Genomic DNA, 26,841 nt, shown 5'->3' on the forward strand with positions numbered 1-26,841 from the left:
GGTGACAAATAATGCGCGCATCGTCTCGGCACACCTTCGCGGCCCGTCCCAGAACCGAGGACCAACCATGCTGGACACCCTGATCACCGGCGCTCGTGTGCGCACCTTCGACGACGCCCGTCCCTGGGCCGACGCCGTCGGCATCACCGGAGGGCGCATCGCCTTCGTGGGTGAGGCGGCGGACACCCCCGCGGCACGCGAGCACCGCCGCCTGGACGGCGGCCTCCTCACGCCGGGCGTCATCGACAGCCACAACCACCTGCTGCTCGGCTTCGACCCCGACGCCGTGAGCCTCGAGGGAGCCGAGACCCTCGAGGAGGTCCGCCGCCGCATCGCCGAACTCGCCGACGCGCGCCCGGACCTGACCTGGATCTGCGCCGAGAACGCGGTCTACTCGGTGGTCCACGGCCGGCGGCCCGCCGCCCGCGACCTGGCCGGCATCACCTCCCGCCCCGTCTTCGTGACCACCTACGACCAGCACTCGGTGTGGCTCAACGACGCCGCCGTCCGCGCGCTCGGCCTGGACGACGGAGGCGACATCCCCTGGGGCCGTCCGGAGCGGGACGCCGACGGCCGCGCGACCGGATGGGTCACCGACTTCTACACCAGCGCCATGACGACGGCAGGTCTGGCCGGCCTGCAGCGCGACATCCCCATGTACTCGCCGCAGCGGCGCTACCGCAAACTGCTGGGCAGCCTCGAGATGGCCACCGCCTCCGGCATCACCACCGTGGTGGAACCGCAGGTCCCGCTCGCGGAGATCGACCTGTTCCAGCGTGCCCGGGACGAAGGGCGCCTCAGCTCCCGCGTCATCGCGGCGCTCTTCCACCCCATGGGATCCGACGGCGCGTTCCGGCGGCGACTGCGCGCCGCGGCCGACTCCGCACCGGGCGGTGACCGCTTGGCCTTCGGCCCCGTCAAGCTCTACGCCGACGACGTGATCGAGCCCCACAACGCCTGGATGCTCGAGGACTACGCCAACCGGCCCGGACACCGCGGCCACCCCTCGGCGCCGCTGGGCGAACTCACCCGGGTCATCACCGAACTGGACCGCCTCGGCTTCCAGACCCACACCCACGCGACGGGCGACGGCGGTATCCGCCTGGCACTGGACGCGATCGAGCACGCCGCGCGCGCCAACGGCACGCGCGACCGCCGCCACGGGATCGTGCACGTCGAGTGCCTCGCCCCCGAGGACCTGCCGCGCTTCGCCCGGCTGGGCGTCACCGCCGTCATGCAGCCGCGCCACTGTTCCCCGGACCTCGTGGCCGGCACCTGGATGGAGAACATCGGCGAGGCCCGCTGGGACCGTGCCTGGCGGCTGCGCTCGCTCATGGCCTCCGGCGCCCACGTGGCACTCTCCAGCGACTGGCAGGTGGGGGAGATGGACCCCTTGGTCGGGTTCTACTCGGCGCTGACGCGGGCCGGACTGGACGGCGAGGACGCCTGGACCCCGCAGGAACGCCTGGGGCTCGACGACACGTTGCGCGGCTACACGGCCGAGGGCGCCTGGGCCTGGCACCGTCAGGACGAGTACGGCGTCGTCCGCGAGGGGGCCCGGGCGGACCTCGTCGCCTGGTCCGAGGACCTCTACGCGCTCGAACCGGACCCGGCCGCGCTGCTGCAGCAGCGGGCCGAGATCACCTGGGTGGGCGGCGAGGTCGTCCACGAGGCCGCCACGGCGCGCGCCACCGCCGGCCACTACGGCGCGCTCACCTCCTGCTCCGCCCACGCCGAAGGCGGTCACGCCCATGCCTGACCTCTCCCCGTGCGCCGACGAGGGCGCCTCGTCCGCCGTCGGCCGGGCCCCGGACGCCTCGAACGACGCACGGTTGCGCCGCAGCCTGAAGCTGCGCCACGTCGTCTTCCTCGGCCTGGCCTTCATGGCGCCGCTGGCGGTGTTCGACACCTTCGGCCTGGTCTCCGAGGCGACCGACGGCCATGTGCCGCTGGCCTACCTGGCCGTGCTCGCGGCGGTGGGACTCACCGCGCTCAGCTACGCGCGGATGGCCCGCCGCATCACCTCCGCAGGATCCGTGTACACGTACGCCGGCAAGGCGCTCGGATCACCCGTGGGCTTCCTGGTCGGCTGGTCCGCCACGCTCGACTACGTGCTGCTGCCCATGCTCAACGCCCTGCTGGCCGCGATCTACATGGGCGCGGTGGTCCCCGCCGTCCCGGCGTGGGTGTGGGTGCTGTCCACCGTGGTGGTCTGCACCGTGCTGAACCTGGTGGGCGTGAAGATGGCCGCCAAGGTGAACGTGGCGCTCGTCATCGTCCAGGCCGGCGTGGCCGTCGCGTTCCTCGTGTTCGCCGTGCGTGCCGTCGTCACCCACGGCGGGTCCTTCGGGACCACCGGGTTCGACCCGGCCACGGTGTCGCTGCCCGACCTGTTCGGCGGCGCGTCGTTGCTGGCCCTGTCCTTCCTGGGCTTCGACGCCGTCTCCACGCTCTCCGAGGAGGCCGAGCACCCGCGCCGGGACATCCCGCGGGCCATCCTGCTCATCGTGGCCGCCGCCGGGGTGTTCTTCCTGGCCGTCACCTACGCCATGCAGACGCTCTTCCCGGACGTCTCGGCCGTGGGCGACATCGTGGGCGCCTCACCGGAGATCGCCGAGTACATCGGCGGTGCCGCGTTCCAGGCGGTGTTCGTGGGCGGCTACCTCACCGCCGTGCTCGGGTGCGGCCTGACCCAGCAGATGAGCGCGGCGCGGCTGCTCTTCGCGATGGGGCGCGACGGCATGCTGCCGCGCGCGGTCTTCGGGCGGATCGACCCGCGCACCGGCGTCCCCGCCGTCAACGTGCTCGTCGTGGGCCTGGTCGCCGCCTCCGCCGTCTTCCTGGACCTCGGCAGCGCCGCGTCGCTGATCAACTTCGGCGCCTACGTCGCCTTCGCCGCGGTGAACATCGCGGTGATCGGGTTCTGGGTGCGCGACCGGCGCGCGGGGCGGGCGGAGGCCCGCGGGCCCGTCGCCGTCACGCTGCAACTGCTGCTGCCGGCCCTCGGGTTCGTCGTCAACGCGGCGCTGTGGATCAGCCTGGACACCCCGGCCAAGACCGTGGGCGTCCTCTGGGCGCTGCTGGGCGTGGCGGTCCTCGCGCTCCGCACGGGCGGATTCCGCCGCCCCGCGCGGACGCCGGACCCGGGGGAGTGAGCCCGGAGGGCGTTTGGACGGGGTGGTTCTCCGGCTGTCCTCGCCCCTGTGGTGCGGAACCCGCTTCCTGAGCGCCCTCGGGCGATCGGGCACCTGCCCGCACACGCCGTCGGCGGTCGGCCGGGCAACGCCGTGGCCGCCAGGCCCGTGGTGGCAGCGTTCGGGGTGACCGCGGTCGTCGTTCACAGGGCGGCACGTGCTTTCAGGGGCTCCCACCAGGGGCGGTGGTCGCGGTACCAGGAGAACGTCTCCGCGAGGCCCCGGGCGAAGTCCTTGCGCGGGCGGTAACCCAGCTCGGTGGTGATCTTGGTGGAGTCGACGCAGTAGCGCAGGTCGTGTCCGGGCCGGTCACGTACGTGTTCCACGCTGTCCCAGCCGGCTCCGGCCAGGTCCAGCAGCAGTGCGGTGAGTTCTTCGTTGGTCAGTTCGGTGCCACCGCCGATGTTGTACACCTCGCCGGGCCGGCCCGAGGCGCGCACGAGTTCGAGGGCCTGTACGTGGTCGTCGACGTGCAGCCAGTCCCGCACGTTCAGACCCTGCCCGTACAGCGGTACCTTGCGGCCGTCGAGCAGGTTGGTGATGAACAGCGGGATGACTTTCTCCGGGAACTGGTGGGGGCCGTAGTTGTTGGAGCAGCGGGTGACGCGCACGTCCAGGCCGAAGGTGCGGTGGTAGGACAGGGCGATCAGGTCGGAGGAGGCCTTCGACGCGGCGTAGGGGGAGGTGGGCCGCACGGGGGCGCTCTCCGGCCAGGAGCCTTCGGCCAGGGAGCCGTACACCTCGTCGGTGGACACGTGCAGGAACCGCGCGCCGCCCCCGGGCCGGCGCAGCGCCGCCTCCAGCAGGGTCTGGGTGCCCAGCACGTTGGTGGTGACGAACCCGGCCGGGTCCAGCAGGGAGCGGTCGACGTGGGACTCCGCGGCGAAGTGCACGACCTGGTCGTGTTCGGCCACCAGCGCGGTGACCAGGTCCCGGTCGCGGATGTCGCCCCGCACGAACCGGAAACCGGCGTGGCCGCGGACCGGGTCGAGGCCGGCGGGGCTGCCCGCGTAGGTGAGTTTGTCGAGCACGGTGATGCTCACGTCACCGGGCCCGTCGGCGCCGAGCAGCGTGCGGACGTAGTGCGAACCGATGAAACCCGCGCCGCCGGTGACGAGAATGCGTGTGAGGGGCATGACGAGATCCGTACCTCGCTGTGGTCGCCGGGAAGGGAGCCGGTGCACGGCGGGTGCCCGCGGCGCGGCGTCGCCTCCCCACCGCGTACCGGTGGTCGGCCCTTCCCCGCGGCGGGTTCCGCGCACGGACGAATTGTCCAGGACGGTGGACGTGTCCGCGCCGGGGGTGTCGCGGCTGCCGTCCGGGACCGGCGTGGCCGGGTCCGCACCCACCACGGCGCCTGTCGAGGCCCCGATGCGGTGGCCGGGCGGTACGCGCGGGTCTTCCCGACCCGGCACCCGCACGCACACCTCGGACTTGTCGCAGCACTTCGTGCGGCCGGCGAACCGCCGCTGCCCCCGAACAGCCCGCCGGGGCAGAACGCTCTTTCCCGCCAGGGAGGCCAGGGAGGCGCGGTGTCACGCCGGCCGGCTGCCCGTGGGCGGTACACGTCCGGCTGTAGGGTGAGGGTGGCGGGAGCCGATTCGAGCAGCGGCTCCGGCTTGCGTGCGCCCGGCGAGCGGACGCGGCGGGCAGGGGACGGGCACGCGGGGCATCCTGAGCGGACGGCGGACGTGAGGCGGGCGCGATGGCGGCGGACTGGCAGAGGCCGGCGGGCGACGACCCGGTCGACGAAAGCCCGGCCGAGCCCTACACCTCGCTGCTCGACCTGCCCCTCAGCTCCGACCTGAACCGGATCGGCGAGCAGCTGCACGCCCTGGCCCGCGCGCAGAGCACCTTGCAGGAACTGCTCCAGGCGGTGGTGAACATCACCGGCGAGCTGGAGCTGCCCATGGTGCTGCGCCGCATCGTGCGCACGGCGATGGATCTGGTGGGCGCCCGCTACGGTGCCATGGGAGTGCTCGACCAGGAGGGCAGGCTCCTGGAGGAGTTCATCCCCCTGGGGCTCACCGCCAAGGAGCTGGGCGACCTGGAAGGGGTGGAGCTGCCGAGGGGGCGGGGCCTGCTGGGACATCTGATCCACCACCCCGAGCCGTTGCGGGTCAAGGACATCTCGCATCACCCGGAGTCGGCGGGCTTCCCGCCCGGACACCCGCCCATGCGCACCCTGCTCGGCGTCGCCATCAGCGTACGAGGACGGGTGTACGGCAACCTCTACCTCTCCGAACGCAAGGACGGGCAGCCCTTCGACCGGCACGACGAAGGCGTGATCCGCGCGCTCGCCGGTACGGCCGGGGTGGCGATCGAGAACGCCCGTCTGTACCAGCAGGTCCGCAACAGCAGCGAACAGTTCCAGCGGCTGTTGCTGCCCCGCCTGCCCGACCTGCGGCCCTTCGCCGCCGGCGCGGCCTACCGCCCGGCGAGCGTCCCGGCCGCCGTGGGCGGCGACTGGTACGACGCCATGCTGCTGCCCGACGGGGCATGCGCAGCGGTGATCGGCGACGTCGTCGGGCACGACCTGCGGGCCGCGGCCGACATGTCCCAGATCCGCAACATGCTGCGGGCCCTGTACTTCGACAGGAGCGCCCCGCCCAGCGCCTCCCTCGCACGGCTCGACCGCATCATGGGCGCCGCCCTGGACGAGGCGCCCATCGCCACGGCCCTGCTCGCCCGGCTGGAGCCCGTCGACCGTGCCTGGCGGCTGTGCTGGTCCAGCGCCGGACACCCGCCCCCGCTCCTGCTGCTGCCGGACGGACGGGTCCGCTACCTGGACACCGAGCCCGGGGTCCCCCTCGGGGTGGCCCCCGACCTGCCGCGCCCGGACCACTGCCAGGCGGTCCCGGTGGACAGCACCGTCATCCTCTTCACCGACGGACTCGTGGAGGTTCCCGGCCGGCCACTGGACCGGGGCCTGGACGCCCTGGCCGTCACCGCCTCCCGGTTGGCCGGCCTGCCGCCGGACGAACTGTGCCGGGCGCTGGTCGCCCACCGCCCGGACGAAGGCCACGACGACAAGGCCGTCATCGCCCTGCGCACCCCGCCGCTGACGGGCTACGCCTGCTCCTGACCCGGCCGCCGCGCTCGCCGTCCCCTCGCCGGACCGCCTCTTCGCCTGCGCACCGGGGCCCGGGAGGGCAGTTCGTCCCGCCGTCCCGGCACCCACGGCCCGCGACCGCCGTGCCGCTCGTCGGCGGGCGCCGCGCCCACGCCGCCGGTCCCGCGCGGTACGGCGTGGCCGCGCCGGACCCGGCCGGGCTCCCGGGGGCGGCGGCCGGAACCCCGGCAGGAGGAAAGATGCGAAGTAGGACAAAATGGCAGCATCGGCCGGCAGGCGACCGGAAAGGTGCTGCACGTGAGGTCCATCTGGAACGGCGTGATCTCGTTCGGCCTGGTCAGGGTCCCGGTCAAGCTCGTGAACGCCACCGAGAGCCACGCGATCCCCTTCCGCGAGATCCACACGGAGGACGGCGGCCGGATCCGCCATCGCAAGTTCTGCGAGCTCGAGGACCGCGAGGTCACCGCCCAGGAGATCAGCAGGGGGTACGAGGAGGCGGACGGCACGATCATCCCGATCACCGACGAGGACCTGTCCCACCTGCCGATCCCCACCGCCAGGACGATCGGGATCGTCACCTTCGTTCCCGAGGACAGCATCGACCCGCTCCAGATGGGTGCCGCGTACTACCTGGCGGCGGGCAGGGCACCGGCCGCCAGGCCGTACGCGCTCCTGCGGGAGGCGCTGAGGCGCAGCGACAAGGTGGCCGTCGCGAAGTTCGCGCTGCGGGGCCGTGAGCGTCTGGGCATGCTCCGGGTGATCGGCGACACGATCGTCCTGCACGGCCTGCTCTGGCCGGACGAGGTCCGCGCTCCCGAGGGACTCGCCCCCGGTACGGACGTCGCCGTCCCCGACCGGGAACTGAACCTCGCGGACGCCCTGGTGGACGCCCTCGGCGGGGCCGGTCTGGAGGACCTGCGCGACGAGTACCGCGAGGCGGTGGAGGAGGTCGTCGCCGCCAAGATCTCCGGCGAGGCCCTGCCCGAGGCGCCCGAGCCGGAGCACGGCGGCCGGATCCTGGACCTGACGACGGCCCTGGAGATGAGCCTGAGGCAGGCCCGCGAGTCCCGCGCCGCCCCCGGGGAGACCGGCGAGGGAGAGCCGGCGACCGCGGCGAAGAGGACACCGGCGAAGAAGACACCGGAGGGAAAGACCTCGGGGGGAAAGACCCCGACGGGGAAGCCGGCCGCGAAGGCCGGGCAGGACGTGAGGAGGACGACGAAGACGCCGGCGAAGAAGACCGCCGCGAAGAAGGCCCCGGCGAAGAAGACGGCCTCCCGCGGACGCACCGCCTGAGCCCCCGCCGGACACGGCCGGCGACGGGAGAACGGTGGTGGGCCGCTCCTGAGCGGGAATCCGCCGGGGCGTGACGGCGGCCGGCCACGACCGTTCTCACCGGCGGCCGCCGCACCGGTGTTCCCCGGGACCGTTCGCCGGGAGGTGCCCTGAGGAGCTGGTGTGACGAGGCCGGGGTGACTGGTGCGCAGGGTGCGGGGAGACTGGTTCACGTGATCGATCGAGGGCGCGCGTCCCAGGCGCTGATGGACCTGATCCAGGTCTCCCACACGACCCACCTGGAGGCGCTGCCGCGCCTGGTGGCCGAACACGTCCGGCCCCTGGGGCTGTACGACAGCGCGGTGTTCCTGGTCGATCTCCAGGACCGGGTGATGCGGCAGGTCACCGGCCGCGGGCTCGACGCGGGGGAGGGCGGTGAGGAACTGCGGGTGGACGGCACGCTGCCGGGCCGGGCCTGGCAGCAGGTGGAGAGCGTCGCGGAAGTCGGCGGCAGGCGGGGGCGGCGGCGGTGGTGGACACCGATCACGGACGGTGTGGAGCGCCTGGGGGTGCTGCGCACGGACGTCGCCGAGGACGAGCGGCCGCAGCAGGTACTGAGCGATGTGGCCTCGGTGCTCGCGCTGCTGCTGCTGAGCAAGCGGTCCTTCAGCGACTCCTACGCACGGCTGGTGCGCAGCGCGCCGATGAACGTGGCGGCGGAGATGCAGACGAACCTCATGCCGCCCCCGGCCTACGCCGGCCACAACGTCACCGTCGGCGCGGTGCTGGAGCCCGCCTACGACCTGGGCGGCGACGCCTTCGACTTCGCACTGGCCGGCACGACCCTGCACCTGGCGGTCTTCGACGCGATGGGACACGACACCGCCGCGGGCATCACCGCGAACGTCGCCGTGGCCGCCTGCCGCAGCGCCCGCCGCCAAGGCGCGTCGTTGCCCGAGGCGAGCCGGGCGGTGGAACAGGCGCTGTTGGCACAGTTCGGCACCAGGCGCTACGTCACGGGCGTCCTCGCCGACCTGGACGTCACCAGTGGTGAGCTGACCTGGATCAACCGCGGCCACCACCTGCCCATCCTGATCCGTGACCAGCGCGTCAGCACCACTCTGACCTGCCCGCCCGCGGGCCCCATGGGCACCGACTTCGAGCTCCCGGTCACCGTGTGCCGCGAACAGCTGCAGCCCGGAGACCGGCTCGTGCTCTACACCGACGGCGTCATCGAAGCCCGCGACGCGGACGGCAACGAATTCGGCAAGGACCGCTTCGTCGACTTCGTCCTGCGCCACCACTCGGACCGCTTCACCCTCCACGAGTCCCTGCGCCGTCTCATGCGCGCCGTACTGGACCACCACGCCGGGCGGATGGACGACGACGCCACCGTCCTGCTGGCCGAGTGGCGCGGCGGGCACCAGGACGACCTCACCCCCTGACCCCGGGTGCCGTCACGGTCCACGACGAGCGGCGGGCCGAGCCACCCCGCCGGCTCTGGGGGAGCGCCGTCGACCGCGCCGACCGCAACGGTGACCCGAGAGCGACGGCCGCGTGCGTTTTCCCGGGGCTTGGCACCGGGCGTGGCGGTTACCCGCACGTCATGAACGACACACGGCCACTCGCCTTGATCACCGGCGCGTCCAGCGGAATCGGCCACGAGTTGGCCCGGCAGTTCGCGTTGCACGGTTACGACCTGGTGGTGAACGCCGAGGACGAACGACTGGAGTCCGCCGCGCGGGACCTGCGGGAGACGGGCGTGGAGGTCCGCGCGGTGCGCGCCGACCTCCGGACCGCCGAAGGCCGGTACCGGCTGCTGGACGCGCTCGACGGGCTGACGATCGACGTGGCCGCCCTCAACGCGGGGGTGGGCCGGGGAGGAGCCTTCGTCGACACCGACCTCGCCGACGACCAGGAGGTCATCGACCTCAACGTCACCGCGACCGTACGGCTGGCCAAGCCGCTGCTGCGGGCCATGGTGACGCGCGGTGCGGGCCGGATCGCCTTCACCTCCTCCGTCGCCGCGACGATGCCCGGTTCGTTCCAGCCCGTCTACAACGCCTCCAAATCGTTCGTGCAGTCGTTCGCCCAGGCGCTGGCCGAAGAGGTGAAGGACACCGGCGTGACGGTCACCTCGTTCATGCCGGGGCCGACGGACACGGACTTCTTCGACCGGGCGGGCATGGCGGAGGACACCCGGATGGGCACCATGAAGAAGGACGACCCCGCACAGGTGGCCGAGCAGGCGTTCGAGGCGATCGTGAGGGGCGAGAAGAAGGTCGTGACCGGGTCGCTGAAGGCCAAGGCGCAGGGGTGGGCGGGGAAGGTGCTGCCCGACGGGGTCAAGGCGGCGGCCCACCGGCGGATGGCGGAGCCGGGGACCGGGGCCGGGGAGGACTCCGAGCGGCGGGAGTGACGCCGTGCCGGTCATGAGGCCGCCGGATCGGGCCGGTGTCGCGGCCGCCGTCGTGGGCACTTCAGGGAAATGAGTCCCCGACGACTGGTCCCCGAGTCCCTGGCCCTGCTGACCGAGGGCTACGCCTGGCTGCCCGACCTGATGCGTGCCGAGGGCGACACCGCGCTGAACCTCCGTGTCCTCGGCCGGCCGGCACTCGCCGTGCGGGGGCCGGACGCGGTCCGCTTCTTCTACGACGAGGAGCACGTCCGGCGGCACGGGGCGCTTCCCGGCCCGGTCCTGAGCACGCTCTTCGGCCACGGGGCGGTCCACACCCTCGACGGTGACGCCCACCGGCAGCGCAAGTCGTTCTTCCTGCCCCTGCTGGAGACCGACGCGGTGACGGGCTCGGCCGAGCACATCGCCGCCGCCTGGAACGAGGCCGTGCCGCATTGGCGGGCGCAGCCGGACGTGGTGCTCTTCGACGCCGTCGGCCCGGTGATCACGCGCGGGGTCTGCCGGTGGGCCGGCGTCCCGCTCACGGAGGACGAGGAGGGTCCGCTGGCGCGGGACCTGGTGGCCATGGTGGACGGTTTCGCCACGGCGGGTCCCCGGCACTGGCGGGCCAGGCGGGCCCGCACCCGCCAAGAACGGCGGTTCGCCGACCTCGTCACCTCGGTGAGGGCCGGGGCGGTCCGGGCCCCGGCGGATTCCGTGCTGGACCGCGTCTGCCGCCACCGCGACGCTTCCGGCGCCGAGCTGGCACCTCGGATCGCGGCGGTGGAACTGCTGAACGTCATTCGCCCCACCACGGCGTTGAGCTGGTTCGTGGCCTTCGCCGCGCACGCCCTGCACCGCCGGCCCGAACACAAGGAGCGGCTCCGGTCGGGCGAGAGGGGGTTCGCCACGGCGTTCGCCCATGAGGTCCGCCGTTTCTACCCCTTCGCCCCCTTCCTGGGCGGCCGGGCCGTCGCCGACCTGACCTGGCAGGGCCGCCACGTCCCGGCCGGCGGCCTCGTCCTGCTGGACGTCTACGGCCAGAACCATGACGAACGCCTGTGGAAGGACCCGTACGTCTTCCGTCCCGAGAGGTTCCTCGACCACCCGCCCGGCAGGGACGAACTGATCCCCCAGGGCGGGGCCGACCCCCGCACCGGGCACCGCTGCCCCGGAGAGGCCATGACCGTGGGTGTCCTGGAGACGCTCTCCCGGCACCTGGCCGACCTGCGGTACGACGTTCCGCCGCAGGACCTGACCATTCCCCTGAACCGCATTCCCGCCCGGCCGCGCAGCGGAATGATCATCCGGCCCCTCGAGTAGCACGGGTCACGGCCCCTGCCGACGCGGAGCGTCGGCAGGGGCCGTGACCCGTGCTGACCGGGGCCGTGCCCCGTGGGGCCGGTGCCGTCTCCGCACCACCCCGGCGACCGAGGCGCTCACGAGCGGGCCCGCGGGACCGACCGCGCGACGGCCGCCGGTCCGTACGGCACCGCACGCGTGCCGGCCGCGAACCCGCCGGGTGCCCCGCCTCGGTGAGCACCGCCCTGCCGGCCCGGCGGAGGACGGCCGTCCTCCCTCTCCTCCACCCGGCGGGAGCCACCGCCGGCCGGAGGGGCCGAGGGAGGACGCGCACGGTTCGCATGCGTCGCCGGGGCGCCGCCGGAGGCGGTCAGCGGCCCAGGGCCTTGGCGAGCTGGTCCTTGTTCATGGTGGACCGGCCCTCGATGCCCTTCTTCTTCGCTTCGTCGTACAGCTGGTCGCGGGTCGGGCCCTCACCGCCGCCGCTGGAGCCGCCGGACCTTTCCCCGCCTCGCTGGGACGGCGACTTGCCCTTCGTCGAGCTGCTGCTCGACGACTTCGCCTCCCCGGACCGGGCGCGTTCCTTGTTCACCGTCCTGGCGGCCATTTCCTTGGCCCGCCCCTCGGACGCACCTCGCTCCTCGGCGCTGTCCTTGATGTGCTCGTACTGGCGTTCCCGCTTCGAGCTGGACCCTGCGGGCATGATCGCTCTCCTTCCGGTGTCGGCACGGAGCGTTCCGGGCGCACCCGTCGGCTCCATGGGCCGCATGCGGGTTTCCCCCGGCGCGGAGGTGAAACGGCTGCGGGGGCGGCGGTCGGGCTTCCCTGTGCCCCGGCTTCGGCGGCGTGCCGGGGCACCTGCCACCGCCCCCTGTCCTCTTGGCGGGCGGTTTCGGCGCGCACCTGCTGCCGTTGCCGCTGCCGGCGATCGCCCCGGCCGCCGTCCGGCCCGTGTCCGCCTTGCCCGACGCCGGTGGCGAGGTCGCGCAGAGGTGTGACCAGGACGTCGAACTGTTGCCGGACCGGGCCGTTCCCCGGGCTGGGACAGCGGTCACGGGGAGACGCGGGCCGGGGCGCGGGTTTCCGGAGCCGTCCACCGGGCGCCGTCGGGCCCTGCGGTGATCGCGTACGGTCCACCGCCCGCCGGCGCGCGCTCCTCGACCGGCACCCGTGTCACGGGGTTTTCTCCAGGCCGTGCCGGGCGGCGACGCGTGCGACATCGGCCGGGGTGCCGGCCATGATCGTGCGGGCGTGCTCGGTGACCAGGTCGGCGGGCCAGTCCCACCAGGCGGCGCGCAGGAGCCGGTCGACGTCGGCCTCGTCGAACCGTCGGCGGATCGGACGGGCCGGGTTGCCGCCGACGATCGTGTACGGCGGCACGTCCGCGGTGACCACCGCGCCGGCGGCGATGACGGCACCGTCGCCGATCCGTACTCCGGGCATGACGGTGGCCTGGTAGCCGAACCACACGTCGTTGCCGACGACCGTGTCGCCGCGGCCGGGCATGGCGGTGACGATGTCCAGCGTCTGTTCGGCCCACCGTCCGCCGAACATGGTGAACGGGTACGTGGACGCCCCCATCGCCGGATGTCCGGCACCGGCCATCAGGAACCTGGTCCCCGAGGCGATCGCGCAGTACCTGCCGATGATCAGGCGCTCCGGTCCGTAGGCGTAGAGGACGTTGCGGTGCTCGAAGCCCGTGGCGTCGTCCGGATCGTCGTAGTAGGTGTACTCGCCCACGGCGATCTTCGGTGAGGTGACCAGGGGCTTCAGGAACACCACGCGGTCGTGGGCGGGCAGCGGGTGAACGGTGGTCGGATCAGGTGACAAGGTCGAGCTCCTTCGCCGGGTCTCGGGATGTCGCACGTGGTCCGGGCCGTGCGATCGCGGGGGCAGGGCCCGGACGCGGCCTGACACGGTGGGCTGTCAGGCGTCCTCGGGGCCGGACGGGGCGACCCACTCGACGAACTGGACGATCACGCCGTTGGGGTCGGTGACCTGGAAGAGGCGTTCGCCCCAGGGCTCCTCGCGCAGCGGCATGGTGATCTCGACGCCCTCGGCGCGCAGCCGCTTCTCCTCGTCCTCGATGCCGGTGCCGGTGAAGGCCAGGATCAGGCCGGAAGCGTGCTGGTCGCGCTGGTCGGCAGGCAGCACCCCGGTGCCGCGGGCGAGCAGGACGATGTCCATCGCGGCGTCGCCGCGCGACAGGGAGGCGAATCCGTCGGCGGCGGCCTGCTCGGCGTAACCGAGGTGGGTGGTGAAGAACCGCCGGGACGCGGCGACGTCGTCGACGGTGAGCGAGACGGTGGACGCGGTGATCTGCAAGTGATTCTCCTCAGAGGTTTCTCGGCGGGTCCCCGGACGGGGGAGGTGCGGGTGCGGGTCAGCAGCCGGAGCGGCGCGGCAGGGGGTGGGCCTTCGGGAGGACCCGTCGGCCGGTTGGGGGAAGGGCGCGGACGGAACGCTGATCGCCGCGGGGCGGAGCCGGGGCGCGGTCGTCGCGCAGGGCCGGGGCCGGGCCGGTCACGACGGGTGCGGTCCGAAGGGTGACGGGACGGGGTTCGAGCACGGGCACGTCCGTTCTTCGCCTCAAGAAAAATTTACGACGGACGTAAACTTAGTCCGATGCTTCCTTGGGTGTCAACATAAAAATACAACGGTAGTAAGATTGCTCCATGAGTACTGACGCCCTCTCGTCCGCACCCCATGCCGGCCTGCGGGAATCCAAGAAGCAGGAGACCCGGCAGCTCATCTCCGACGTCGCCACCGGTCTGTTCCTCGCCCAGGGCTTCGAACGGACCACCATCGCCGAGATCGCCGCCGCCGCGCGGGTGGCGAAAAAGACGGTGACCAACTACTTCCCGCGCAAGGAGGACCTGGCCCTGGACCACCAGGACGCCTTCACCGCCTCCCTGGCCGCCACGGTGACCGGCCGCCGGTCCGGCGAGTCGGCCCTGTCGGCCCTGCGCCGCGCCTTCGCCCGCGCGGCCGCGGACGCCGACCCGGTCGCCGGGTTCTCCGGCCCCGACTTCGCCCGCATGATCGCCGACAGCCCCACCCTCTCCGCCCGGCTGCGCGACCTGCACGACCTGCGGGAAGCCGCCCTGGCCGACGCCCTGGCCGATGCCACCGGCGCGCCCCGCGGCGACATCGTCCCCCGCACCGCCGCAGCCCTGCTCGGTGCCGTGCACCGCACCCTGTTCCAGCGCATCCAGGAACTCACCCTCACCGGCCAGGACGACGCCCGGATCACCGCCACCGTCACCGCGGAGGCGGACAGCGCCTTCGGCCTGTTGGAGCCTTCGCTCGCCGACTACGCCACGGCGTGAGCCGGGCATCGCGAGAGCGACCCACCGAAACGGCCGCGTCGCCGGGGGCATGCCGGACGAGCGTCGGTGCCGGCGGACGCGGCACCCCCGAGCGGCCGACGCGCCGCCCGCGGACGGGCACCCGGTCGTGTGGGCCCGGGTGCGCGGCCACGGGTCCTCGCCGACTCGGCAGGGCGGGGCGTGGAGGCGCCGGTGTGGGGGCGGCACACTTCCATATTCCATGAATGTTCAACAGTTTGCGGGATGAAGCTATTCTTCGGTCCGGGGAGAACAGGGGTGATCATGTCCGGGCAGAAGCCGTTCGGGGTCGTTCTGCGTGCTCTGCGGCAGCAGGCGCGCCTGACGATGGAGGAGTTGGCCGGGACGTCGGGTGTCAGCGTCCGGGCGATCGGTGACATGGAGCGGGGGCGCAGCCGGGTTCCGCAGCGCCGTACGGTGGTGGCGCTGGCGGAGGGGCTGGGGCTCGCGGAGCGGGAGCGGGAGGCCCTGCTCGCCGCCGCGCGGGCCGGGCGTGCGACGCGTGCGGTCGCGGTGGCCGGGACGACGGTGCCGCCGCGATCGGTGGGGGACTTCACGGGGCGCGGTCCGGAACTCGCCCGGCTGCGGGAAGCGGCGGAACGGGCGGGGACCGGCGGGGGCGTGCCGGTGTCGGTCGTCTCGGGCCCCCCGGGGTGCGGGAAGACGACGCTGGCGCTGAAGGCGGTGGCGGACCTGGCGGAGTCGTTCTCCGACGGGTGCTTCGTCGTGGACCTGCGCGGGGTGGACGCTCCCGTGGACCCGGCCGAGCCGCTGCTGAAGCTGCTGAAGGCCCTGGGCGTGTCGGATCGACGGCTGGCACAGGAGGACGCGGCCGGGCGCGCGGGGTTGCTGAGAGCGCTGCTGGGCGAACGGCGGTGCCTGGTCGTACTGGACAACGCGCGCGACGAGGGGCAGGTGCGTCCGCTGCTGCCCGCGGGCGGGCGGAGCCTGGTGGTGGTCACCAGCCGGAGGCCGTTGACGGGGCTGGAGGACGTCGACCGGCTGTCGCTGTCGGAGATGGCGCAGGACGAGGCGGTCGAGCTGTTGCGCCGCATCCTGGGCGCGGAACGGGCGGACGCGGAAGCCGCAGCCGTGGCCCGGGTGGCGGAGCTGTGCGGACGTCTGCCGTTGGCCCTGCGCGTGGCGGGAAACTGGCTGACCGTGCGGTCCGGCTGGAGTGTCGACCACCTGGTCCGCCGCCTGGCCGACGAGGAGCGCCGTCTGGGCGCCCTGGCAGCGGGTGACGTGCGGGTGGAGGCGGCGTTCGAGCTGTCCTACCGGGAGCTGAGCGGCCAGGCCGCACGGATGCTGAGGCTGCTGAGCCTGGTCCCCGGCCCGGACATGACCGCCGCGTACGGCGCGGCGCTGACCGGGACGGGGGTCTTCGAGGCCGAGGACGTGATGGAGGAGCTGGTCGAGGCCGGACTGCTGCAGGCCGCCTTCACCGGCCGTTACCAACTGCACGACCTGATACGGCTGTTCGCCCGCGCACGGCTGTCCCAGGAGGAGGAACCGGGCCCGCGGGAAGCCGCCGAGGACCGGCTGCGCGCCTGGCTGCTGGAGACAGCCGTGGTCGCCGGCCGCTGGTACAAGCCCCGGTACGGGGCTCCGCCGTCCTCCTGGCAGGGCCTGGTCGCCCTGGAGGACGCCGAGGAGGCCCGGGCGTGGCTCCAGAGCGAAGCCCCCTCTTGGCGCGCGGCGCTGCACAGCGCCGCGCGCAAGGGCGAGCACACCCGGGTCGTGGAGACCGCCGATGCCATGGAGTGGTTCTGCGATCTGTGGGTTTTCTGGGGGCACTGGTCCGAGGTCTACCACCTCTCCAGCCGGGCCGCCGCCGCGCTGGGCGACCCCGGCCTGCAGGCCTTCCACCACAACATGCACGCCTGGGCCCTGATCGAGTGCGACCACAGGTACCGCGAGGCCATCGAACAGGCCGAGGAAGGCCTGCGGTGCGCTCGCCGAGCCGGGAACGTCCCCCAGCAGGCCTCGGCCTTGTCGCACGCGGCAGCCGCGCACCGGAAGCTCGGCGAGGCCCGGGCGGCCGCCGAGAAGTCCCTCGCCTCCATAGACCTGTACGAAAAGGCCGACGACTGCGAGGGCTGGCTGGGCGCCATGGTCACCTACGGTTCCGCCCTGCGCTTCCTCGGCCGTGCCGAGGAAGCGCGGGCCCAGCACAGACGCATCATCGCCTTCCTCGACGCGCCGGACCGCCCGGTCAGCGGGCACGTCTCCGACATGACCCGTGCCCACACGACCTACGCGCTCGGTCTCGACCACACCGCCCTGAAGCAGTGGAGCGAGGCCGCCGGCCACCACCGCGAGGCCGTGGCCCAGTTCCAGCGCGTCGGCATGCCCCACATGGAGGGAAGCGCGCTCGTGGGTCTGGGCGAGGCCCTGATCGGACTGGGAGAAGGCACGGAAGCCCGCTCCTGCCTGAGCCAGGCCCTCGACCTCGGCGACGCGGCCGACAGCGTGGTCCTGAAGAAGGCGCAGGAGCTCCTGGACTCGCTCCCGGCCGTGTGAGGGACGCCTGCCGCCGTGGCCCGGCCGGCTTCGGTGAGGCCGCCGGGAGGCGGGAGGCGAAGGACCAGGGTCATCCGCGATGCCGGTGCAGAGCGACGTGCACGGTGTCGAGAGCCTGGACGAGGGCGGCACGGGCGGTGTCGGTGTCGCACAGCGGATCGAGCACCATGAAGTCGTGGATGGTGCCGTGGTAGCGCATGGAGACCACCGCCACGCCGGCCGCACGCAGCTTGGCGGCATAGGCTTCGCCCTCGTCGCGTACCACGTCGGCCTCGCTGGTGACCACCAGTGCCGGGGGAAGTCCGGTGAGCTGGTCCACGGTCGCCCTCAGCGGCGATGCGGTGGCCGCGCTCCGCTGCCGCACGTCGGGCAGGTACTGGTCCCAGAACCAACGCATGGTCTCGCGGCCGACGAAGTACCCCTCGGCGAACTCCTGGTACGAAGGGGTGTCGAAGTCGGCGTCGGTGACCGGGCACAGCAGCACCTGCTGCAGCAGACGCACGTCACCGCGCTCTTTGGCGAGCAAGGTCAGCGCCGCCACCAGGTTGCCGCCGGCCGAGTCGCCCACGGCGGCCATCCGGCTCCCGTCCAGGCCGATCTCCCCGCCCCGCTCACAGATCCACCTCGCCACCGCGTAGCACTGCTCGACGGCGACCGGGTACTGCGCCTCCGGGGCGCGCCGGTACTCGACGAAGACGACGGCCGCGTCCGTGCCGAGGGCGAACGCGCGCACCAGGCGCTCGTGGGTGCCGGCGTTCCCCAGGACCCAGCCCAGCCCGTGCAGGAAGAGCACGACGGGCATCCTGCCGGTGCTGTCGGAGGGCCTGACCACCTGCACCCGTACGTGACCGGTCGGGCCGCCCGGCAGGGTGAACCACTGGGTGGAGGTGGCTTCCTCGTCGAGAGGGCCGGCGCCGCCCCGCGCCTGGATGCGGGCCAGAACCAGCCTCGCCTGTTCCGGGTCCGGGGCGTGCGCCGGCCGTGGGCAGCCGTACCTGTCCACGAACGCCCGGGTGGACCGGTTCAGGACCGTACGGGGGTGGGGAGAGGGGGCGAAGTCGGTCATACGGTCTCCAGCCGAGAAGGCCTAGCGGGACGGGGCGAGGCGGTGGTGCGGCGCACCGGGTACGTGACCGGAGCGAGGGGCGGCGAGGGTGCGGCCGCGGGGACCGGGCGGTGCCGGCGCGGGCACGGGGCAGGCGCTCACGGCCCCGAAGGCACCCTGCTCGCCGGGTCCGGGAAGCCGGTCCCTGGCCGGTCGGCCCCCGCCGACGACGGTGTCGGCGCGTCGGCCGGCGGTCGCCCGCCCTGGTCCTGGGCGGTGCGCAGGCTCCGCCATTCACGAGGGGAGACGCCGTAGGCGGCGCGGAAGGCACGGCTGAAGTGGGCGGGACTGACGAAGCCCCACCGCTGAGCCACCGAGGACACGGTGGGAACCGTCCTGGCGCGGCGGGCCAGTTCCCGGCCGCACTCCTCCAGCCGCCGTTGCTGGATGAGCCGGGCGACCGTGATCCCCTCGCCTTCGAACGACCGGTGCAGGTACCGGACGGAGATCCGGAATTCCCGGGCGATGCTCTCCGGAGACAGACCCGGGTCACCCAGGTTCCGGTCGATGTGTTCGCGGACCCGGATCAGCAGGTGGCCGCGGGCGGTGTCCGGGGCGGCGCCGCCGGGGTGGACCCGTTCGGCGACCAGGGTGGCGAGCAGGTCCACGACGTTGCCGGCCAGCCGGGTCGCAACGGCCGCGGGGTAGCTGCCGGCCGAGGAGGCGAGGGTGGCCAGGAAGGGGAGCAGCACCGCGCCGAAGCCGTCCTCCGTGCCGATGGCATCGCCCGTCACCCGGCGGATGTCGCTGTCCGGCACACCCAGGGCGCGGCGGGGCAGTTGGAAGACGTGCGCGGCGAATCGCCGCGGATAGTCGAAGGAGTACGGCCGTGTCGTGTCGTACACCACCAGGTCTCCTTCGCACATCTCCGCCCGCCGGTCGTCCTGGACGAAGGTGGCCGTGCCGGATATCTGGACTCCGACCGCCATCAGCGCCTCGGACGACCGGGCGATCAGCGCCGGGGTGCGGCTGACCCGTTCTGCATCGGCCTCCAGGGTGGAGACCTGGAGATACCCGAGGCGGTGGGTGGCGATCCGGCCGTCGAACGGGCCGTCGCCCCGCGGGGTGACCGTCATCGGCACCAGCGTCCTGCTCACCACCTCGTTCCAGTACGCGACCTTGTCCTGGTCCGGTACGGAAGTGGTTGTCAGCACCAAGCTCACGTTGCTCTCCGCTCAGGGGAACGTCCGAGGGCTGCGAGGCACGGGAACGGAACGGACGGCCGCCTCTCCCTGGGCGACGGCGGCCGGTGCCCGGCAGGGCCGGACGTTTCCTCGTACGGGCGGCGGCCTCGCCGGAGCACAACCGTGCCGCTTCGGCGAGGCCCGGTTCCTACCCGCGAGGAACAGCCAAGCAGCGCACGGCTGTCGAGCCCAGGCAGAACCGCAGGCAGAAATCACGCGAGCGGAGACGGGCAGCAGGAGTGGGGCTCGGGCGCCCGGACGGCGCCGGCTCGTCACCCGCCGGGTGCGCGTCCCCCGTGCGCACGGCGCGGTCCGGCCCCCGCGCCGTCCTCGGCGCGTGCTCTGCGCGATGGCCACCGTGGCAGCGTCACGGGCCCGTCGTGCCCTGTTCCGCCGCCGCGTGCTCCCGCCGTTCGGTGCTCCAGTAGAGGAGGGCGACGAGCGGAAGGGCGGCGCCGAGAACGGTCAGGGCGCTCCAGCCTCCGGCGTGGTAGAGGACGGAGCCGAGCTGGGAACCTGCTGCGCCGCCGGCGAAGAACATGGCGATGAAGGCGCTGTTGAGGCGGGCGCGGGCGGCGGGATCGAGCTGGTAGACGGTGTGCTGGCCGAGGACGAGGCCGGCCTGGACGGCCACGTCGATGAGGATCGCGGCCAGGGCGAGCAGGACGACGCTGTGTCCGCCGAACCCGGCGAGAACGAAGGCCGAAGTGGCCACCACGAAGGCGATGCCGGTCATGGGGCGCACGAGCCCCCGGTCGGCCCAGTGACCGGCGAACGGGGCGACGGCCGCACCGGCCGCGCCGACGAGGGCGAACACACCGACTCCGACCGATGAGTAGTGGAACCGGGGGCCGGTCAGGACGAACGAGACCGTGGTCCAGAACGCGCTGAAGGCGCCGAACATGGCCGCCTGGTAGAGACCGCGGCGCACCAGCGCGGGGTGCGTGCGTACCAGTTCGAAGGTGGAGCGCAGCACGCGGTGGTAGGGAAGGGACGTGGTGGGCGCGTGCTGTGGCAGGGCTGCGCGCAGGGCCACGGCGAGTACGGCCGTCAGGGCCGCGGAGCCGAGGAAGACGACGCGCCAGCCGGCGAGGTCCGAGACCAGACTGCTGAGCGTGCGGGAGAGCAGGATGCCGGTGAGCAGGCCGCTCATCACCCGGCCGACGACACGGCCCCGGGCGTGGTCGGGAGCGAGGCCGGCGGCAAGGGGCACCAGGACCTGGGCGACGACCGAGGTGGCGCCGCTGACCAGCGACGCGATCAGCAGCATGGGAAAACTGGTGGCCAGTCCCGCCGCCAGGAGGGAGAGGACCGTGACCGTGAGCAGGACGGTGATCAGGTTGCGCTTCTCCAGCCGGTCGCCCAGCGGGACCACGAAGAGCATGCCGATCACGTAGCCGGCCTGGGTGAGGGTGATCAGGGCGCCGGCCGTGGCCGTGCTGATGCCGAACACATCGCTCAGCGTGGACAGCAGGGGTTGGGCGTAGTAGAGGTTGGCCACCGTCATGCCGGAGGCGACGGCCAGGAGCGCGACCAGCCGGCCCGGCACGGCAGGTGAAGTCACAGCGGTCTCGGAGCGGTGCGGGCTCTGGGCGTCGGTTGATTCGGACATGTACACCTTCTTGACGGGAGAGCCGGAGGACGGGCTCGGGACGGAAGCGTTGCGCGGTGGCCGGCAGCTTCTTCGGTGCCGTCACGCAGGCGTAAGCGTCCGGCCGTGCCCCGGTCTTCCGCACCAGGTGCGATGGTTCGTGAAGTCAGTCATCTCGATCGGAGATGAGCCGGCGGAGCCGGAGCGCGACGGCTCGGTCTCGCCCGTGGCCTCCTCGCCCGCGTCCGGGGTCTCTCCTCCCGGGCACTTTTGGGCAGGAGCCCCGTGAGTGGTCCTCGTGACCGTTTCGCCTCGGTGCCGTGCCGCAGCCCGGCAGGAGGGCGGGACCGGGAAGGATGCCCGGGGCGAGGGCGTCCTGGAACGCGAGCACGGTCGATGCGGCGGGGACGGCAGGCATGGTGAACCGGACGGCCAGGAGCGCCCTGGGCCGGCCGTGACGGTCGGCCGGCACACCGGAGGGCGGCGCGAGCAGGACGCCGGGGAGGTTCGAGGCCGTCCGGCTCGAGCGCCGCCCCGGTGGCGCTCGAGCCGGACCGGCCGCGAGCCTCATGACGGCGGTCTGGTCCAGGCGGGGTCGGAGGCCGACAGGCGGTGTGCGGCTGTCGACGTCACCACGAGCAGCAGCAGTGACAGCCCCAGAACGAGGAGGAGTTCGGCGTGTTCCAGGAGCAGGGCGCCCACGAGGGCCCCGAGGAACATGGCGAGGACGGAGAGGACGCGCCGACCGGGCCGGGGGGCCGCCCCGCCGGCCGGGGAGGAGTCCGCGGCCAGTCCTGTCAGGGTGAGTGTCAGGACGGTCGTGGTGAGGTCCGGGACGCCGAGCCGCCGGGCGACGGCGTTCTGCATGCCCATGGAGATGCCGAGCAGCACGATCAGGGTGTAGCGGACCGGGCTGGTCACCTCGCCGTGCGCGATCGCGGCCGCGGTCACCGTCCCGGCGACGAGGACGGCCTGGACGGCTGTCGTCGCGGCCAGCAACCGGCCGCGGTGCGCCGCGAACCGGGTGCCGAACCGCCCTCCGGCCAGTGCTCCGGTGAGGAACGACACCATCGAGACGATGGATGCGGATACGGACAGCCCCGGCGCGCCCGCCAGGGCGAAGCCGAGGAAGACCACGTTGCCGGTCATGTTGGCGACGAAGACCCGGCCGAGCGCCAGATAGCTCACGGCGTCGACGAGACCGGTCACCACCGTCAGCACCAGCATCAGCGGCGGCAGGGGTCCGTGCCGGTCGCCCCTCGGCGGGACGAGTGTCCGGGCGGCGTCAGCCAGCAGCCTTCGCATGCCGCGTCCTTCCGTTCGTCGTGCCACCGGCGGCGGGGCGCCGCAGCGCGGCGCGGGTGACCAGTCCACTGGCCGGGCCGAGGACGATCGCCGTGAGGGAGACCCACAGCGGCCGGGGGACCGGCCCGAGGAGATGGTCGAGCGACCAGCGACCCGGGCCGGTGAGCGCGAGGGCCGCGGCGACGGCCACGAGGACCAGCGGGTACTCGTAGCCGTCGTTCTGGACCCACAGCCCCTTGTGCCACTTGACGGTGGCGGCCACCGTCATCACTCCCATGGCGGCCGTCGCCGCCAGGGGAGTGAGGAGACCGGCCGCCAGGAACAGGCCGGCACCGATCTGGCTGCCGCCCGCGACGAGCGCGGTGAGTCTCCCACCGCGGAAGCCGTCCCGGCGGAACTCCTCGGTGCCTCCGGCCAGCCCGTCACCCCCCAGCCGGAAACTGACCTTCTGCACTCCGTGCCCGGCGACGAGGAGTCCCACCACCAGCCGGAGCACCAACAATCCGCTGTCCATCGCGTTGTCCGCCTGTTCCTGACGTCCGTCACCTGTGGGAAACGAGTCAGCCGGCGGCGTGCTCGCCGATGACGGCCTGCGCGTAGACGACACCGAGACCGTAGGTGCCGCCGTGCTCCTTCACGACGTCCATGACGGGCAGGTACGTCTCGGTGCGCGCCCAGTCACGCTGGAGTTCGAGGAGCACCTGCACCCAGGTCACCGGCACCGCGCCGGCCTGGACCATCCGCTGGACGGCGTGCTCGTGGGCCTGGGGGCTGACCCCGCCGGACGCGTCGGTGACGACGTAGACCTCGTAGTCCTGGGCGAGCGCGGACAGCGCGGGCAGGACGACGCAGACCTCGGTCCACAGGCCGGCGATGACGAGCTTCTCGCGGCCGGTCGCCTTGACGGCCTCGACGAAGGCCTCGTCCTCCCAGGCGTTCATCGTGCTGCGGTCGATGATCTTCTGGCCGGGGAAGACGTCCGCCAGCTGCGGCATGAGCGGGCCCGAGAAGGACTCGGCGGCCACGGTGCTCAGCACGACGGGAACGTCGAAGACCTTGGCGGCCTTCGCCAGACCGACGGTCGCGTTGATGATGGCGGTGCGGTCGCCGCTGCCCGTGCCGAAGAACATCTGCGGCTGGTGGTCCACGAACAGCACCGCACAGTTGTCAGGGGTCAGCAGGTCCGGGGCGGGAGCAGCGGTGACCTCGGCGATGTCGACCATGAGTATGCCTTTCGGTGAGTGGTGCACGACGTTCACGGACGGTCGTCCGTGAGGTGGGGGAGAAGGTCTTGGGGCCGGCTCGATCGCGGTGCGTCCGGCTCAGAGGAAGCAGGGGTCGAGGACCGGGCCGTCGTGCTCCGGAGCGAGGCCGCGGCGGGCCCGCCACTGCCGGTGCTGTTCCGACTCGGCGGCGGCCTCGCCGAGGAGTTCGGCCTGGCGGACTCCCGACCTGCCCGGCGCCGGGGCCGCCTGGTAGCCGCCGAAGTGTGCCACCGGGCTCCACTCGGGCGTCACCGCAGGCACCTGCTCGTCGACGCCCTCGTACTCGCCGGCGGCGTAGACGATCCGGCCGCCGACGACCGTCAGCAGGGCCTCGATGTGCGCGATCTCCGGGTCCGGAACCGTGAAGTAGTCCTGGGACAGCACGGTGAGGTCTCCGAGGAAGCCCGGGCGCAGGACACCCTTGCGGTCCTGCTCACCGGTGAGCGCGGCACCGGCCGTGGTGAACATCTCCAGCGCCGTTTCCCGGTCGACCCGGTTGTGCGGCGGACGGATGGTCAGATCGCCGACCGTACGGCCGGTGACCAGCCAGTGCAGGGCGACCCACGGGTTGTACGAGGAGACCCGGGTGGCGTCGGTGCCGGCGCCGACGGTCAGGCCCCGGTCCAGCATCGCCCGGATCGGCGGCGCGTCCGCGGCGGCTCCGATCCCGTAGCGGCGGACGAACGCCTCGCCCTGGAAGGACAGCCGGTTCTGCACCGACATGGCTCCGCCGAGGGCGACGATGCGGTCGAGGCTGTCGGCCGACACGGTCTCCGCGTGGTCGAACAGCCAACGGTTCCCGCCGGGGAAGAGCCCTTCGGCGGCGAGCTTCTCGAACACGGCGAGGTCGCGGCGGATGGTCTCGTCGTAGGTGGCGTGCAGGCGGAAGCCCCAGCCGTTCTCCATGAGGAGACGCACGGCCCTCTCGAACTCCGCCTCGTAGTCGGGGGCGTGCTCGGGGCGCGGCTCGGCGAAGTTCTCGAAGTCCGCCGCCGCCCAGGTGAGGTTCTCCCCGGCGCCGTTGAGGCGGAGCCATTCGTCGCCGTCCTCGGGGCGGACCATGCCGATCCAGCGGGTGAGGTCGTCGATCTCCTGGCCCGCGGTCTGCGGGAAGAGGTGGTAGGCGATGCGCAGGGACAGCTCGCCCTCCCTGGCCAGTTCCGTGACCGTCTCGTAGTTGCCGGGGAAGTTCTGGAACCCGCCCGCCGCGTCGATCGCCGAAGTGAGTCCGAACCGGTTCAGCTCCCGCAGGAAGTGACGCGTGGAGGTCTTCCGGTGCTCCTCGTCCAGTACCGGTGCCTTGGCCAGGGTCGAGTAGAGGATCAGGGCGCTCGGGGCCGCCAGCAGCATGCCCGTGGGTTCGCCGTCGCGTCCCCGCATGATCTGGCCACCCCGTGGGTCGGGGGTGTCCTTGTCGTAGCCCACCGCCTTGAGCGCCGCGCGGTTGAGGACCGCGGACTGGTACAGGTGCAGCACGAACACGGGGGTGTCCGGTGCGGCGGCGTTCAGCTCGGCGACGGTGGGCAGCCGCCGCTCGGCGAACTGCTCGGCCGACCAGCCGCCGACCACCCGCACCCACTGGCCCTCGGGCGTGCGGGCCGCCTGCTCCCGCAGCATGGCCAGGCCCTGCCGCAGGCTCCGGACGCCGTCCCAGCGCAGCTCCAGCACGTAGTTGAGGCCGCCGCGGATCACGTGCAGATGGGCGTCGTTGAGGCCGGGGAGCATCCTGCGGCCGAGCGCGTCGACCACTCTCGTGGCGGGTCCGACCTGGCCGGCCACGTCCTTGTCACCGCCGACGACGGTGATGACGCCGTCGCGGATGGCGATCGCCTCGGCCTGCGGGAGACGGGGATCGCCGGTGTGGATCTTGGCGTTGCGGACGACGAGGTCCGCCGCGTCGTCGGTGGCGCGGGGAATCAGCCCGCCTACCGGCATCGTGGACACCTTTCGACAACCTCCTGCGGGACGTACGGCGTGGGATCCGTGTCGGGGCCGCGTGCTCGAGCCGGACGGGGTCGCGGCGAGGCGCACGAGGGACCGTGCTGCGGCTGCTTCGCCGGTCACGCTATGCCGGACGGTCCTGGCCCGGTTTCTGGTCGGCGCACGGGAACTTGCCCGACAGCGCACTCGACGCCCCACCGTGCACGGTGAGGTCAGAGGCGGTGCGCAGGCGGGCAACAGCGGCTGTCCACGCGCTCCTAGCGTGGCGGTGGCCGGCCCGGCGGATCCCCGATCCGCCGAGGGCCGCTTCGCCGGAAACGCCGGCACGAGCACGAGTCCCAGGAGTTCACATGTCGCACACCGCCGAGCCGGTTCAGCCCGTACTGGAACCGGCCGCCGCCGCGTTCGCCGAGGCGACCGCCAACCCGCCCTACCTGTTCGACCTGCCGCCGGCCGAGGGCCGCAAGGCCGTCGACGAGGTGCAGTCCGGCGAGATCGCCCTGCCGGACGTCGACGAAGAATGGACCACCGTCTCCGGCGGCCCGACGGGCAGCGTCCGCGCCCGCATCGTCAAGCCCGCCGGGGCCGAGGGCACCCTGCCGGTGATCCTCTACATCCACGGCGCCGGCTGGGTCTTCGGCAACGCCCACACCCACGACCGCCTGGTGCGCGAACTCGCCGTCGGCGCCGAGGCCGCCGTGGTCTTCCCCGAGTACGACCTCTCGCCCGAGGCCCGCTACCCCGTGGCCGTCGAGCAGAACTACGCCGTCGCCCGGTGGGTCGTCCGGCAGGGCGCGGCCAAGGGGCTGGACGGCACGCGGCTGGCCGTGGCCGGCGACTCCGTCGGCGGCAACATGACCGCGGCGCTGACGCTCATGGCCAAGGAACGCGGTGACGTCCCCCTCACCGCGCAGGTCCTCTTCTACCCCGTGACCGACGCGAGCTTCGACACGCCCTCCTACCACCAGTTCGCCGAGGGCTACTTCCTGCGCCGCGACGGCATGCAGTGGTTCTGGGACCAGTACACGACCGACGAGGCGGAGCGCGCCCAGATCACCGCCTCGCCGCTGCGGGCCACCACCGAGCAGCTCACCGGCCTTCCCCCGGCGCTGGTCATCACCGGCGAGGCCGACGTGCTGCGCGACGAGGGCGAGGCGTACGCCAACAAGCTGCGCGAGGCCGGCGTGCCCGTCACCGCCGTCCGCTACCAGGGCGTCATCCACGACTTCGTGATGCTCAACGCCCTGCGCGGGACCCACGCCGCCCAGGCCGCCATCACCCAGGCCGTCACCGTCCTGCGCGCCGCGCTGCACACCCGCTGACGTGCCGGCCCGACTCACC

General features: G+C 72.9%; 21 protein-coding genes. 10 read left to right on the forward strand and 11 right to left on the reverse strand.

Annotated features, from left to right (window positions below):
- Nucleotides 1-67: 67 nt before the first annotated feature.
- Entirely contained in the window at nucleotides 68-1,759 is a 1,692-nt protein-coding gene (locus ACZ4V6_RS04965; RefSeq protein WP_467822573.1) for an amidohydrolase, read from the forward strand.
- On the forward strand, nucleotides 1,752-3,155 hold the full coding sequence (locus tag ACZ4V6_RS04970; protein WP_467822575.1) for an APC family permease: 1,404 nt from the start codon (nucleotides 1,752-1,754) through the stop codon (nucleotides 3,153-3,155). Before ACZ4V6_RS04965 ends, ACZ4V6_RS04970 begins: the two co-directional genes overlap by 8 nt.
- Before the next feature lie 182 nt (nucleotides 3,156-3,337).
- Here ACZ4V6_RS04970 and rfbB read toward each other — a convergent pair whose 3' ends face one another.
- Complete coding sequence (gene rfbB, locus ACZ4V6_RS04975; protein WP_467822576.1) at nucleotides 3,338-4,330, reverse strand: dTDP-glucose 4,6-dehydratase; 993 nt, start codon at nucleotides 4,328-4,330, stop codon at nucleotides 3,338-3,340.
- 569 nt (nucleotides 4,331-4,899) lie between these two features.
- Between rfbB and ACZ4V6_RS04980 the strand changes: the two genes are divergently transcribed.
- The 5 genes from ACZ4V6_RS04980 (at nucleotide 4,900) to ACZ4V6_RS05000 (ending at nucleotide 11,260) form a co-directional block, all read left to right on the forward strand.
- A complete protein-coding gene (locus ACZ4V6_RS04980) occupies nucleotides 4,900-6,279 on the forward strand; it encodes a SpoIIE family protein phosphatase (protein WP_467822577.1) in 1,380 nt (459 codons plus the stop codon).
- A 285-nt stretch (nucleotides 6,280-6,564) separates the two neighbouring features.
- The gene (gene ku / locus ACZ4V6_RS04985) at nucleotides 6,565-7,563 is read left to right on the forward strand and encodes a non-homologous end joining protein Ku (protein WP_467822578.1); all 999 of its coding nucleotides are present in this window, start codon (nucleotides 6,565-6,567) and stop codon (nucleotides 7,561-7,563) included.
- Nucleotides 7,564-7,775: 212 nt separating this feature from the next.
- On the forward strand, nucleotides 7,776-8,987 hold the full coding sequence (locus ACZ4V6_RS04990) for a PP2C family protein-serine/threonine phosphatase (protein WP_467822579.1): 1,212 nt from the start codon (nucleotides 7,776-7,778) through the stop codon (nucleotides 8,985-8,987).
- A 161-nt stretch (nucleotides 8,988-9,148) separates the two neighbouring features.
- Nucleotides 9,149-9,961 (forward strand): SDR family NAD(P)-dependent oxidoreductase, encoded by an 813-nt coding sequence (locus ACZ4V6_RS04995; RefSeq protein WP_467822581.1) that lies wholly within the window; start codon nucleotides 9,149-9,151, stop codon nucleotides 9,959-9,961.
- A gap of 69 nt (nucleotides 9,962-10,030) precedes the next feature.
- The gene (locus ACZ4V6_RS05000; RefSeq protein WP_467822582.1) at nucleotides 10,031-11,260 is read left to right on the forward strand and encodes a cytochrome P450; all 1,230 of its coding nucleotides are present in this window, start codon (nucleotides 10,031-10,033) and stop codon (nucleotides 11,258-11,260) included.
- A 349-nt stretch (nucleotides 11,261-11,609) separates the two neighbouring features.
- Here ACZ4V6_RS05000 and ACZ4V6_RS05005 read toward each other — a convergent pair whose 3' ends face one another.
- The 3 genes from ACZ4V6_RS05005 to ACZ4V6_RS05015 all read right to left on the reverse strand — a co-directional run bounded on the left by ACZ4V6_RS05005 (nucleotide 11,610) and on the right by ACZ4V6_RS05015 (nucleotide 13,564).
- Nucleotides 11,610-11,942 (reverse strand): plasmid stabilization protein, encoded by a 333-nt coding sequence (locus ACZ4V6_RS05005; protein ID WP_467822584.1) that lies wholly within the window; start codon nucleotides 11,940-11,942, stop codon nucleotides 11,610-11,612.
- Nucleotides 11,943-12,412: 470 nt separating this feature from the next.
- On the reverse strand, nucleotides 12,413-13,069 hold the full coding sequence (locus ACZ4V6_RS05010) for a CatB-related O-acetyltransferase (protein ID WP_467822586.1): 657 nt from the start codon (nucleotides 13,067-13,069) through the stop codon (nucleotides 12,413-12,415).
- Nucleotides 13,070-13,165: 96 nt separating this feature from the next.
- On the reverse strand, nucleotides 13,166-13,564 hold the full coding sequence (locus ACZ4V6_RS05015; protein ID WP_467822587.1) for a VOC family protein: 399 nt from the start codon (nucleotides 13,562-13,564) through the stop codon (nucleotides 13,166-13,168).
- 350 nt (nucleotides 13,565-13,914) lie between these two features.
- Between ACZ4V6_RS05015 and ACZ4V6_RS05020 the strand changes: the two genes are divergently transcribed.
- Together ACZ4V6_RS05020 and ACZ4V6_RS05025 are read left to right on the forward strand one after the other, a co-directional pair.
- Nucleotides 13,915-14,568, forward strand: a complete 654-nt coding sequence (locus ACZ4V6_RS05020) for a TetR/AcrR family transcriptional regulator (RefSeq protein ID WP_467822589.1) — start codon at nucleotides 13,915-13,917, stop codon at nucleotides 14,566-14,568.
- Nucleotides 14,569-14,811: 243 nt separating this feature from the next.
- On the forward strand, nucleotides 14,812-17,109 hold the full coding sequence (locus ACZ4V6_RS05025) for an ATP-binding protein (protein ID WP_467822590.1): 2,298 nt from the start codon (nucleotides 14,812-14,814) through the stop codon (nucleotides 17,107-17,109).
- A gap of 70 nt (nucleotides 17,110-17,179) precedes the next feature.
- Here ACZ4V6_RS05025 and ACZ4V6_RS05030 read toward each other — a convergent pair whose 3' ends face one another.
- The 7 genes from ACZ4V6_RS05030 to ACZ4V6_RS05060 all read right to left on the reverse strand — a co-directional run bounded on the left by ACZ4V6_RS05030 (nucleotide 17,180) and on the right by ACZ4V6_RS05060 (nucleotide 25,494).
- Entirely contained in the window at nucleotides 17,180-18,175 is a 996-nt protein-coding gene (locus tag ACZ4V6_RS05030; RefSeq protein ID WP_467822592.1) for an alpha/beta hydrolase, read from the reverse strand.
- A gap of 137 nt (nucleotides 18,176-18,312) precedes the next feature.
- On the reverse strand, nucleotides 18,313-19,377 hold the full coding sequence (locus ACZ4V6_RS05035; protein WP_467822593.1) for an AraC-like ligand-binding domain-containing protein: 1,065 nt from the start codon (nucleotides 19,375-19,377) through the stop codon (nucleotides 18,313-18,315).
- A 388-nt stretch (nucleotides 19,378-19,765) separates the two neighbouring features.
- Nucleotides 19,766-21,010, reverse strand: coding sequence for an MFS transporter (locus ACZ4V6_RS05040; RefSeq protein WP_467822595.1), 1,245 nt, complete (start codon nucleotides 21,008-21,010; stop codon nucleotides 19,766-19,768).
- Between the two features lie 546 nt (nucleotides 21,011-21,556).
- Nucleotides 21,557-22,294, reverse strand: coding sequence for a YoaK family protein (locus ACZ4V6_RS05045; protein ID WP_467822597.1), 738 nt, complete (start codon nucleotides 22,292-22,294; stop codon nucleotides 21,557-21,559).
- Nucleotides 22,275-22,808, reverse strand: a complete 534-nt coding sequence (locus ACZ4V6_RS05050) for a DoxX family protein (RefSeq protein WP_467822598.1) — start codon at nucleotides 22,806-22,808, stop codon at nucleotides 22,275-22,277. The genes ACZ4V6_RS05045 and ACZ4V6_RS05050 overlap by 20 nt, the downstream gene beginning before the upstream one ends.
- 46 nt (nucleotides 22,809-22,854) lie before the next feature.
- A complete protein-coding gene (locus ACZ4V6_RS05055) occupies nucleotides 22,855-23,517 on the reverse strand; it encodes a hydrolase (protein ID WP_467822600.1) in 663 nt (220 codons plus the stop codon).
- A 99-nt stretch (nucleotides 23,518-23,616) separates the two neighbouring features.
- Entirely contained in the window at nucleotides 23,617-25,494 is a 1,878-nt protein-coding gene (locus tag ACZ4V6_RS05060; RefSeq protein ID WP_467822601.1) for an amidohydrolase, read from the reverse strand.
- A gap of 356 nt (nucleotides 25,495-25,850) precedes the next feature.
- On the opposite strand from ACZ4V6_RS05060, the gene ACZ4V6_RS05065 reads away from it, so the two are divergent.
- Nucleotides 25,851-26,822, forward strand: a complete 972-nt coding sequence (locus tag ACZ4V6_RS05065; RefSeq protein WP_467822603.1) for an alpha/beta hydrolase — start codon at nucleotides 25,851-25,853, stop codon at nucleotides 26,820-26,822.
- The last annotated feature ends 19 nt before the right edge of the window (nucleotides 26,823-26,841 follow it).

The sequence above is a fragment of the Streptomyces sp. NPDC029152 genome (assembly GCF_055564355.1).

What these genes read in the sequence shown, in the direction of transcription:
- ACZ4V6_RS04965 (WP_467822573.1), top strand. Translation starts at nt 68, where the DNA reads ATGCTGGACACCCTGATCACCGGCGCTCGTGTGCGCACCTTCGACGAC.
- ACZ4V6_RS04970 (WP_467822575.1), top strand. Translation starts at nt 1,752, where the DNA reads ATGCCTGACCTCTCCCCGTGCGCCGACGAGGGCGCCTCGTCCGCCGTC.
- rfbB (WP_467822576.1), bottom strand. Translation starts at nt 4,330, where the DNA reads ATGCCCCTCACACGCATTCTCGTCACCGGCGGCGCGGGTTTCATCGGT.
- ACZ4V6_RS04980 (WP_467822577.1), top strand. Translation starts at nt 4,900, where the DNA reads ATGGCGGCGGACTGGCAGAGGCCGGCGGGCGACGACCCGGTCGACGAA.
- ACZ4V6_RS04995 (WP_467822581.1), top strand. Translation starts at nt 9,149, where the DNA reads ATGAACGACACACGGCCACTCGCCTTGATCACCGGCGCGTCCAGCGGA.
- ACZ4V6_RS05000 (WP_467822582.1), top strand. Translation starts at nt 10,031, where the DNA reads ATGAGTCCCCGACGACTGGTCCCCGAGTCCCTGGCCCTGCTGACCGAG.
- ACZ4V6_RS05005 (WP_467822584.1), bottom strand. Translation starts at nt 11,942, where the DNA reads ATGCCCGCAGGGTCCAGCTCGAAGCGGGAACGCCAGTACGAGCACATC.
- ACZ4V6_RS05020 (WP_467822589.1), top strand. Translation starts at nt 13,915, where the DNA reads ATGAGTACTGACGCCCTCTCGTCCGCACCCCATGCCGGCCTGCGGGAA.
- ACZ4V6_RS05025 (WP_467822590.1), top strand. Translation starts at nt 14,812, where the DNA reads ATGAAGCTATTCTTCGGTCCGGGGAGAACAGGGGTGATCATGTCCGGG.
- ACZ4V6_RS05030 (WP_467822592.1), bottom strand. Translation starts at nt 18,175, where the DNA reads ATGACCGACTTCGCCCCCTCTCCCCACCCCCGTACGGTCCTGAACCGG.
- ACZ4V6_RS05040 (WP_467822595.1), bottom strand. Translation starts at nt 21,010, where the DNA reads ATGTCCGAATCAACCGACGCCCAGAGCCCGCACCGCTCCGAGACCGCT.
- ACZ4V6_RS05045 (WP_467822597.1), bottom strand. Translation starts at nt 22,294, where the DNA reads ATGCGAAGGCTGCTGGCTGACGCCGCCCGGACACTCGTCCCGCCGAGG.
- ACZ4V6_RS05050 (WP_467822598.1), bottom strand. Translation starts at nt 22,808, where the DNA reads ATGGACAGCGGATTGTTGGTGCTCCGGCTGGTGGTGGGACTCCTCGTC.
- ACZ4V6_RS05055 (WP_467822600.1), bottom strand. Translation starts at nt 23,517, where the DNA reads ATGGTCGACATCGCCGAGGTCACCGCTGCTCCCGCCCCGGACCTGCTG.
- ACZ4V6_RS05060 (WP_467822601.1), bottom strand. Translation starts at nt 25,494, where the DNA reads ATGCCGGTAGGCGGGCTGATTCCCCGCGCCACCGACGACGCGGCGGAC.
- ACZ4V6_RS05065 (WP_467822603.1), top strand. Translation starts at nt 25,851, where the DNA reads ATGTCGCACACCGCCGAGCCGGTTCAGCCCGTACTGGAACCGGCCGCC.